General features: G+C 58.4%; 6 protein-coding genes and 1 pseudogene. 2 read left to right on the top strand and 5 right to left on the bottom strand.

The window, feature by feature from the left end:
- The 3 genes from HMPREF3011_RS08525 to guaB form a co-directional block, all read right to left on the bottom strand.
- On the bottom strand, positions 1-1,749 hold the full coding sequence (locus HMPREF3011_RS08525) for an FAD-dependent oxidoreductase (RefSeq protein ID WP_038627751.1): 1,749 nt from the start codon (positions 1,747-1,749) through the stop codon (positions 1-3).
- A gap of 119 nt (positions 1,750-1,868) precedes the next feature.
- A complete protein-coding gene (locus HMPREF3011_RS08530) occupies positions 1,869-3,017 on the bottom strand; it encodes a GuaB3 family IMP dehydrogenase-related protein (RefSeq protein ID WP_070841381.1) in 1,149 nt (382 codons plus the stop codon).
- A gap of 50 nt (positions 3,018-3,067) precedes the next feature.
- Positions 3,068-4,597, bottom strand: coding sequence for an IMP dehydrogenase (guaB, locus tag HMPREF3011_RS08535; protein ID WP_070841543.1), 1,530 nt, complete (start codon positions 4,595-4,597; stop codon positions 3,068-3,070).
- 263 nt (positions 4,598-4,860) lie between these two features.
- Here guaB and HMPREF3011_RS08540 point away from each other — a divergent pair, with 263 nt between their 5' ends.
- Positions 4,861-5,229: a DUF5319 domain-containing protein gene (locus HMPREF3011_RS08540; RefSeq protein WP_038629374.1), complete on the top strand. Its 369-nt coding sequence runs from the start codon at positions 4,861-4,863 to the stop codon at positions 5,227-5,229.
- Positions 5,230-5,366: 137 nt separating this feature from the next.
- The gene (locus HMPREF3011_RS08545) at positions 5,367-5,690 is read left to right on the top strand and encodes a WhiB family transcriptional regulator (RefSeq protein WP_080972931.1); all 324 of its coding nucleotides are present in this window, start codon (positions 5,367-5,369) and stop codon (positions 5,688-5,690) included.
- Positions 5,691-5,815: 125 nt separating this feature from the next.
- Here HMPREF3011_RS08545 and groL read toward each other — a convergent pair whose 3' ends face one another.
- Entirely contained in the window at positions 5,816-7,420 is a 1,605-nt protein-coding gene (gene groL / locus HMPREF3011_RS08550) for a chaperonin GroEL (protein ID WP_038627745.1), read from the bottom strand.
- Between the two features lie 19 nt (positions 7,421-7,439).
- Positions 7,440-7,529 (bottom strand): annotated as a pseudogene (locus HMPREF3011_RS08555) (co-chaperone GroES); the annotation flags it as partial.

Raw genomic sequence — 7,529 nt, forward strand, 5'->3', positions numbered from 1 at the left:
TCAAGACTTACGGACTGCAGGCATACCCAGGTTCAGTGCAGCCGGAGCATCTTCCGGCACAGCCGGGTTCACCGGAGCAATCGGCTCCAGTCGCACGTAGGACTCACCCTGCGCCGGACGCTGATCTTCCTCACCCTTATTCGGCCACAGCGACGTTGCACGCTCCGCATTCGCGGAAATCGACAGTGACGGGTTCACCCCCGGGTTGGCTGCCATCGCCGAGCCGTCGTGAATCGAGAGCGTCGGGTAGCCCCACACGCGCAGGTACGGGTCGACTACGCCGTTTTCGGGCGAATCCGAAATCGTCGCGCCACCAATGAAGTGAGCTGTCAAAGGAATATTTGCCAACTCACCGATAGTGCCACCAGCCAGCACACGACCATTCCGACCACGTGCATTGAGCTTGTCCGCCGCACGTTGCGTAGCTTCGTTGCCCGACGGAATCCACGTCGGGTTCGGCTCCCCCTCGCCCTGCTTACTCATCAGGAAACGCACCGGCCCGATCTTTTGCAGGTACGTCGTAATCGAGTTGTCGCGATTCTGCATCACCAAAGAAATCACGGTGCGCTGCGACCACTTACGCAGGTTCAGGAGTTGTGTCAGGTAGTTCGGGTGCTTTACGACGATCCCCACAGCCTGTAGCCAACGCGGAGTTGCACGACCCCCTTCGGTCATAATCATCTGCAGCATTGCAATGGCATTAGACCCCTTGCCGTAGCGCACTGGCTCGATATGGGTGTCCTCGTCCGGGAAGAATGACGAAGTGATAGCTACACCGTTAGAGAAGTCATTTTCCGGGTCCACCTTCGTACCCATCGCGCCCAAGATAGCCTCGGAGTTGGTGCGGGTCAGCTTGCCCAAAGACTTCGGCAGCAGCGGCAAGTACCCATCGGCCTGCTGCCGGTGCAGCAAATTCTGGGTTCCCCAGGCACCGGCGGCGAGAATAACGCGCTTAGCTCTAAACTGCTGCTTGCCCTTAGCTACCCAACGGCCACTGCGCTCAGTGTCAATAACCCAGGAGCCATCAGCCTGAGGATGCAGGCCAGTAACGGTAGTGCGGTCAAAGACCTGCGCACCGAACTTCTCCGCCAAGTAAAGGTAGTTCTTAACCAGGGTGTTCTTTGCATTGTGGCGGCAACCAGTCATGCACTCACCACATTCCGTACAAGCAGTGCGGTCCGGTCCAACGCCACCAAAGTAGGGATCGGAAACTGTTTGCCCTGGCACACCCTGACCACCAGTCTTGGCACCGAAGAACACGCCCACCGGGGTTGAGCGGAAAGTATGGCCCACCCCCATATCTTCGGCTACCTCACGCATGACAACGTCGGCAGGCGTGTCGGATGGGTTGGTGACCACCCCGAGCATGCGAGATGCATTGTCATAGTGCGGAGTGAGTTCTGACTCCCAGTCGGTAATGTGCCCCCACTGACGGTGCTGGAAGTACTCGGTACCCGGCTTATACAGAGTGTTTGCGTAGTTAAGGGAACCACCGCCGACTCCAGCACCAGCGAGAATCATGACATCTTTCAACATGTGCACGCGCTGGACGCCAAAGAGCCCCAGCTTGGGAGCCCACAGGTACTTATGAAGCCGCCAGCTGGTCTTGGCAAAGTCTTTATCTTCGAACCGTCGACCGGCTTCGAGAACTGCCACTCGGTAGCCTTTTTCGGTCAACCGCAAAGCAGAAACAGAGCCACCGAAACCGGAACCGACGATTACAACATCGAAATCACGTTGTTTACTCATGGGAAAAGCCACCTTCTCTAAGGGCGTAACACTAATGCGCGGAACTCATGTTCCTAACCCTAAGCGGAGGTGGCTTTTCAGTAAGGTAGTTTTGCGAAAAAACTATCCGATTACTTTAATTACAAACCCTTTGGACGTACCGACAGCTCAACGCGGTGGAAGGACTTCAGGTTGGTAAAGCCGCACTTGGCCATTGCGCGACGCAGGCCACCGGCGAGATTGCGGTCACCGAACGGCGAGGCGGACGGGCCAAACAGAGCCTCTTCCAGGCTGACCAATTCCTTCTCATCGTCGACAACCGACCACACCGCACCTCGCGGGTACTTCGGGTGTGCCGCAACAGACGGCCAGACATAGCCCTGCCCCGGGGCTTCGTTGACGGTTGCCAGCGCACTGGACAGCGCCACAGCATCCGCACCGCAGGCGATTGCCTTGGCAATATCACCGACGGTATCAATGCCGCCGTCGGCAATGATGTGGACGTAGCGGCCCTCGGTCTCATCGAGGTAGTCCTTACGAGCAGCTGCAGCATCCGCAATAGCGGTAGCCATTGGCACATCGATGCCGAGCGCATCCGGGGACGTCGTAAAGCCTGTACCGACGATTACACCAGCGGCGCCTGAGCGCATCAGATGCAGCGCAGTCTGGTAGTCGACAACGCCACCGGCAATAACCGGAACGTCCAGGCTGCCGATGAAGTCCTTGAGGTTCAGCGGCTCACCCTGAGCAGTGACGTGCTCTGCGGAAATCAGCGTGCCCTGGATAACCAACAAGTCAATGCCAGCTTTAATAGCCAGCGGCGCCAACTCACGGACGTGCTGCGGGGAGACACGAACTGCAGTGATCGCACCGGTTGCGCGGATTTCCTTGATGCGCTCAACCAACAGCTCCGTATCAATCGGAGCAGAGTGCAGTTCCTGCAGCTTGCGGTTCACTGCCTCGGATTCGCGCTTGGTGGCGGCATTCTTTGCCAACTTCACCAGCTCGGCAATCTTGTCCTGCGCATCGGCGTGACGGGCCCAGATACCCTCGGCGTTGAGAACCGCCAAGCCGCCCAGGCGAGCAAACTCAGCGACGGATTCCGGGCTGGCGATGGCATCTGTCGGATGCATCATCATCGGGAGTTCGAAATCGTAGGCGTCAATTCGCCAGGAGGTATCGACGTCCTTGGACGACCGAGTACGACGAGTGGGAACGAGTGCAATATCGTCCAACTCGTAGGTCCGGCGTGCCTCGCGGCCAATACCGATTTCAACGATGTCGCGCATGAGCTTTCCTCACATGCCCTTTCCGTGGAATTTAACTCGACTAAGCCAGTTTAGCGCTGGTAGTAGTTCGGCGCTTCGACAGTCATCTGGATATCGTGCGGGTGCGACTCGCGCAGGCCTGCAGCGGTGATCTGGACAAACTGTGCGTCGTGCAGCTGCTCGACGGTAGCGGAACCGGTGTAGCCCATAGCTGCGCGCAGACCACCGACCAGCTGGTGAACGATGGAGTCGATGCTGCCGCGGAACGGAACACGGCCCTCGATACCTTCCGGAACCAGCTTCTCTTCGCTCTTGACGTCAGCCTGGAAGTAGCGATCCTTGGAGTAGGAGCGCTTCTCGCCGGTCAGGCCGCGGCCCTGCATGGCGCCCAGCGAGCCCATGCCGCGGTACATCTTGTACTGCTTGCCGTTAACGAAGGTAACCTCACCCGGAGCCTCAGCGGTACCGGCCAGCATCGAACCGAGCATGACGGAGGATGCACCGGCCGCCAGAGCCTTGGCGATGTCGCCGGAGAACTGCATACCGCCATCGGCGATAATCGGAACGCCAGCCTTCTTAGCTGCGACAGAGGCTTCCATGATGGCGGTGATCTGCGGGGCACCTACACCTGCGACAACGCGAGTGGTGCAAATCGAGCCCGGGCCGATACCGACCTTGATGGCATCTGCACCCGCGTCAATCATGGCCTGTGCAGCACCACGGGTAGCTAGGTTGCCGCCGATAATCTGGATGTTCTCGCCGAATTCCTTCTTAACGCGGGAGACCATCTCAAGTACACCTGAGTTGTGGGCGTGAGCGGTATCAACAACGAGCACGTCTACGCCTGCGTCAGCCAATGCGTGTGCGCGCTTCCAGGAGTCCTCGCCGGTACCGATGCCAGCACCGACCAGCAGACGGCCGGAACCATCCTTGGAAGCATTCGGGTACTGATCCTTCTTGACGAAGTCCTTGACGGTAATCAGACCAGTCAGACGGCCTTCGCCATCGACGATCGGCAGCTTCTCCACCTTGTGAGCGCGCAGCAGGTTCACCGCCGCATCGCCAGACACACCCTGCTCAGCCACGACGAGCGGCATCGGTGTCATGATTTCGGAAACCTTGCGGTTCAGGTCTGCCTCAAAACGCATGTCGCGGTTGGTGCAGATACCGACCAGCTTGCCGTCCTCGTCGACGACCGGCAGGCCCGAGATGCGGTAACGAGCGCACTTGGCATCTACTTCGGCGATGGTGTCATCCGGGGAACAGGTCACCGGGTCGGACACCATGCCAGCCTCAGAGCGCTTTACAATCTCGACCTGCTGAGCCTGCTCCTCGATGGACAGGTTGCGGTGCAGGATACCCATACCGCCCTGGCGGGCCATGGCAACAGCCATGCGAGCCTCGGTGACGGTGTCCATAGCAGCGGACACAATCGGAATGTTCAGACGCAGCTCACGAGTGAGCTGCGTCGAAGTATCAACGCCGGAGGGGATAACGTCCGAAGCGTCCGGCAGAAGCAGGACGTCATCGAATGTAAGGCCGACTAGTGGAATCTTGTTGGGATTGTCTCCGCCGAGGCTAATTCCCGTGGGGTTGGTCATGGACTCCTCCTGCTCCACCCTTGCCGACATCCGGCCAGGGGCGCTATCGCTTCGTGGTTGCCAAACGTTATATACAGGGTAGTCCTTAAGTGATAGAACGCGACAATTAGACGGAGCGACAGGCGCCCGACAAGGGTTAGCCAAAAGCTAGCTGAGGGTTATACCAAGGTGAACTAAACCCCAACTAAGTAGATTGCCAATCGTCAGGATTGCCGTACAGAGCTGTTACGGTAGTGATTGTGAACCATAACTTTTTCTCATCCATGCCGCGGGATCCGTTCGAGGGAGATCCCAATGACCCGGCAAGCTTTCTCGAGCCGGATGAGCCGTTTGCTCCGCTGACAGACCAGGAACGTCGAGAGGTTCTTGAAGATCTGGCCGCAGTTCGCCTATTCCGCACCGCTTTGAGCCCAGAGGGATTACTGGGTGTCTGCATGTTGTGTGAGGACTGCGGTGACGAGCACTTTTACAACTGGGAAGTTTTGGAAAACCACTACCTGATGCTCCTGTCTGGACAGGCGTCCCCGGTTCACGAGCCACAATTCGATCCAGACCCCTCCCGTTACGCTCCATGGGACTACTGCGCAGGCTTTGTCGACGGTCTGCGTTCTCGCCGACCTGGCCGTTTCTAAAAATTTGGTAAGAGTTTCACGGAATTGTTTGCGTAGTATCCCGGCTGGCCTCCTTAGGTTTACCAACCGTTCATTGTTGGCCTCCACACTTGAGCTCACTGCTTCAAGAAAGCTCAATGAAGGAGACATCAATTCCGATGACGTACATCGACCACTTGCCCGGGCCCAATGCGGATTTGTGGGATTGGCAGCTGCACGGCTCTTGCCGCGGGCAGGACTCCGCGACCTTCTTCCACCCGGAAGGCGAGCGCGGACGCGCACGCAGCCTACGCGAAGCCCGTGCGAAGGCTATCTGCCGTTCTTGCCCCGTTCTTATGCAGTGCCGTAGTCACGCACTCAAGGTTGGTGAGCCATACGGCGTCTGGGGTGGTCTCAGCGAATCTGAACGAAATGAAATCCTTCGAGCTAAGCCGGCCTCACGTGAACGCGAACTTGAACGCGTTCTAGTCGCTGCCATGTAGTCCCTCCCCTTCTCTCGGACTCCAGCCAGTTCCAGTTCACATAAAACCAAAATGCTCCCCACCCTCAGATTGAAAGGCGGGGAGCATTTCACGTACTAGCAGCTAGCACACTAGCTCATTAGCAATTAGTGAGCGTGATCGTGCTCCGGCTCCTCTTCCGGCTTGTCCACAACGGAAGCCTCAGTGGTCAGCAGCATGCGTGCCACGGAGGTTGCGTTGACGACTGCGGAGTGAGTGACCTTGACCGGGTCAATGACACCGGACTCAATCAGGTTCTCGTAAGTGTCAGTAGCAGCGTTGTAGCCGTTGCCGTTCTCCTGCTCGCCGATGTGGTAAACGACAACTGCGCCATCCTTACCAGCATTCTCAGCAATCCAGAAAGCCGGGCGGATCAGAGCCTTGGCAACTGCACGGACACCGACTGCCTCGTCACCCTCGAACTCGTCAGCAAATGCCTCGAGTTCACGGGAAATCTGCACCAGTACGGAACCGCCACCGGCGATGACGCCTTCCTGAGCTGCTGCACGAGCAGCGTTAATGGCATCCTCGACGCGCAGCTTGCGCTCGTTGACCTCGGTCTCGGTTGCAGCGCCGACCTTAATAACAGCCACACCGCCTGAGAGCTTCGCCAGACGCTCTTCCAGCTTCTCGCGGTCCCAGTCAGAGTCAGTGCGCTCAATCTCGGCACGAATCTGGTTACGACGCTCTTCCACGGCCTCAGCGGTGCCGGCACCGTCAACCAGGACGGTCTCGTCCTTGGTAATGGTGATGCGGCGTGCGTTACCCAGCACCTCAAGTCCAACGTCCTTCAGCTGCATGCCAGTGTCAGCCGTAACGACGGTTGCACCGGTGACAACTGCCAGGTCATCCATGAACGCCTTACGACGGTCACCGAAGTACGGTGCCTTCACTGCGGCAACCTTCAAGGTCTTGCGCATAGCGTTGATAACCAGCGCGGACAGAGCCTCGCCCTCGATATCCTCAGCCATGATCAGAGTCGGCTTGCCGGACTCGGCAATCTTCTCCAGAATCGGCAGGAACTCCGGCAGGGAGGAAATCTTCTCGCGGACCAGCAGCACCTGTGCACCGTCGAGAATTGCCTGCTGAGCCTCAACGTCGGTAATGAAGTACGGCGAGAGGAAGCCCTTGTTGAAGGACACGCCCTCGGTCACGGACAGCTCGGTGGCAATCGACTGCGACTCCTCCACAGAGACGACGCCGTCCTTGCCGACCTTGTCCATGGCACCTGCAACCAGGTCACCGATTTCAGTGTCGCGCGAGGAAACGGTTGCCACCTGTGCGATGGCAGCAGAGCTGCTGACCGGGGTGGCACGCTGCTTCAGCAGCTCAACCGCCTTGTCGGATGCAGCGTGAATACCGCGATTCAGAGAAATCGGGTTTGCGCCAGCTGCAACGTTGCGCAGACCCTCGTGGACCAACGCCTGTGCCAGCAGCGTTGCGGTAGTAGTGCCGTCGCCGGCAACGTCATTGGTCTTGACCGCAACGGACTTAACCAACTGCGCGCCGAGGTTCTCAAACGGATCCTCAACGTCGATGTCGCGGGCGATAGTCACACCGTCATTGGTGACCAGCGGACCGCCGAAGGCCTTGTCCAGGACTACGTTGCGACCCTTCGGGCCAAGCGTGACCTTGACTGCGTCGGCAAGCGTGTCCACACCGCGCTTGAGGCCTTCGCGAGCCTCTTCGTTAAAAGCAATAAGCTTCGCCATGTGTGGGTACGTCCTCCCTTTAGTTCTCGATAACAGCCAGGATGTCGCGCTGCGACAGCAGCAGGTACTCCTCGCCCTGGTACTTCAGCTCAGTGCCGCCGTACTTGGA

Origin of the sequence: Corynebacterium sp. HMSC074C04 (genome assembly GCF_001838295.1) — a bacterium.
GTDB lineage: Bacteria > Actinomycetota > Actinomycetes > Mycobacteriales > Mycobacteriaceae > Corynebacterium > Corynebacterium amycolatum.